The following is a 2,127-nucleotide window of genomic DNA, read 5'->3' as shown; positions in this document are numbered from 1 at the left end:
AGACAACTGTTTGTGCTATCGACAGACCTAGCTGTAAGTCTATCGACAGATGCAATCACTACTACCGTTGCTCCGACCTGCTGACCAAGCCAGAACAACAACCTTCTTCCATTTTGTTAAAGAGCGCACAGTTTTGAGATTCCTCTCAAATTCGTCTTGGCCAAAAGCCAAAGATAAACATTTCTGTCATCAGAAACCCTTATCTTTGGGGTTTGGTGGAGGATGACGGGATCGAACCGACGACCCCCTGCTTGCAAAGCAGGTGCTCTCCCAGCTGAGCTAATCCCCCGTTTCCTTCAAACGTGGTGGGTCTGGTTGGAATCGAACCAACGACCCCCGCCTTATCAAGACGGTGCTCTAACCGACTGAGCTACAGACCCTCGTCTGCGACGCTGTCTCTGGACAATCGATAAGTTGTGGGTACTTTGAAGTTATTTACTACTTCTCTAGAAAGGAGGTGATCCAGCCGCACCTTCCGATACGGCTACCTTGTTACGACTTCACCCCAGTCATGAACCCCACCGTGGTAAGCGCCCCCCTTACGGTTAGGCTACCTACTTCTGGTGGAACCCACTCCCATGGTGTGACGGGCGGTGTGTACAAGACCCGGGAACGTATTCACCGCGACATGCTGATCCGCGATTACTAGCGATTCCGACTTCACGCAGTCGAGTTGCAGACTGCGATCCGGACTACGATCGGCTTTCTGAGATTAGCTCCACCTCGCGGCTTGGCAACCCTCTGTACCGACCATTGTATGACGTGTGAAGCCCTACCCATAAGGGCCATGAGGACTTGACGTCATCCCCACCTTCCTCCGGTTTGTCACCGGCAGTCTCATTAGAGTGCCCAACTAAATGATGGCAACTAATGACAAGGGTTGCGCTCGTTGCGGGACTTAACCCAACATCTCACGACACGAGCTGACGACAGCCATGCAGCACCTGTGTTCCAGTTCCCGAAGGCACACCTCAATCTCTCAAGGCTTCTGGACATGTCAAGGGTAGGTAAGGTTTTTCGCGTTGCATCGAATTAATCCACATCATCCACCGCTTGTGCGGGTCCCCGTCAATTCCTTTGAGTTTTAACCTTGCGGCCGTACTCCCCAGGCGGTCAACTTCACGCGTTAGCTCCGTTACTAATAGGTTTTACCCTACCAACAACTAGTTGACATCGTTTAGGGCGTGGACTACCAGGGTATCTAATCCTGTTTGCTCCCCACGCTTTCGTGCATGAGCGTCAGTATCGACCCAGGGGGCTGCCTTCGCCATTGGTGTTCCTCCACATCTCTACGCATTTCACTGCTACACGTGGAATTCCACCCCCCTCTGCCGTACTCTAGTCTTGCAGTCACAAGCGCAGTTCCCAGGTTGAGCCCGGGGATTTCACGCCTGTCTTACAAAACCGCCTGCGCACGCTTTACGCCCAGTAATTCCGATTAACGCTCGCACCCTACGTATTACCGCGGCTGCTGGCACGTAGTTAGCCGGTGCTTCTTATTCCGGTACCGTCATCCATACAGGGTATTAGCCTGCACGATTTCTTCCCGGCCGAAAGAGCTTTACAACCCGAAGGCCTTCTTCACTCACGCGGCATGGCTGGATCAGGGTTGCCCCCATTGTCCAAAATTCCCCACTGCTGCCTCCCGTAGGAGTCTGGACCGTGTCTCAGTTCCAGTGTGGCTGATCATCCTCTCAGACCAGCTACAGATCGTCGCCTTGGTGAGCTTTTACCTCACCAACTAGCTAATCTGACATCGGCCGCTCCAATCGCACAAGGTCCGAAGATCCCCTGCTTTCTCCCTCAGGACGTATGCGGTATTAGCACAGCTTTCGCTGCGTTATCCCCCACGACTGGGTACGTTCCGATGCATTACTCACCCGTTCGCCACTCGCCGGCAGGTGCAAGCACCCCCGCTGCCGTTCGACTTGCATGTGTAAGGCATGCCGCCAGCGTTCAATCTGAGCCAGGATCAAACTCTTCAGTTCAATCCAACAAACTCGCATTCACTGACAGTTAATTTCTTAACTGTGTGTTTGCTCTAAAACAGGTCTTTCGACCCACCTCAAAGCACCCACACTTATCGATTGTCCAAGTTTTTAAAGATCATCGAAGCGCTTCGCTTCG

2 tRNA genes and 1 rRNA gene are annotated in these 2,127 nt (G+C 52.8%); all 3 read right to left on the bottom strand.

Going from position 1 to position 2,127, the window contains the following annotated elements:
* Positions 1–213 precede the first annotated feature (213 nt).
* Positions 214–289 (bottom strand) — tRNA-Ala (locus tag G474_RS0117655).
* 14 nt (positions 290–303) lie between these two features.
* Positions 304–380 (bottom strand) — tRNA-Ile (locus G474_RS0117650).
* A gap of 70 nt (positions 381–450) precedes the next feature.
* A 16S ribosomal RNA gene (locus tag G474_RS0117645) occupies positions 451–1,988 on the bottom strand.
* Between the last annotated feature and the right edge of the window lie 139 nt (positions 1,989–2,127).

The sequence above is a fragment of the Azovibrio restrictus DSM 23866 genome, from assembly GCF_000429665.1.
GTDB lineage: Bacteria > Pseudomonadota > Gammaproteobacteria > Burkholderiales > Rhodocyclaceae > Azovibrio > Azovibrio restrictus.
Note: the sequence above shows the minus strand (reverse complement) of the source record. Positions and strands in the feature narration are given on the sequence as shown.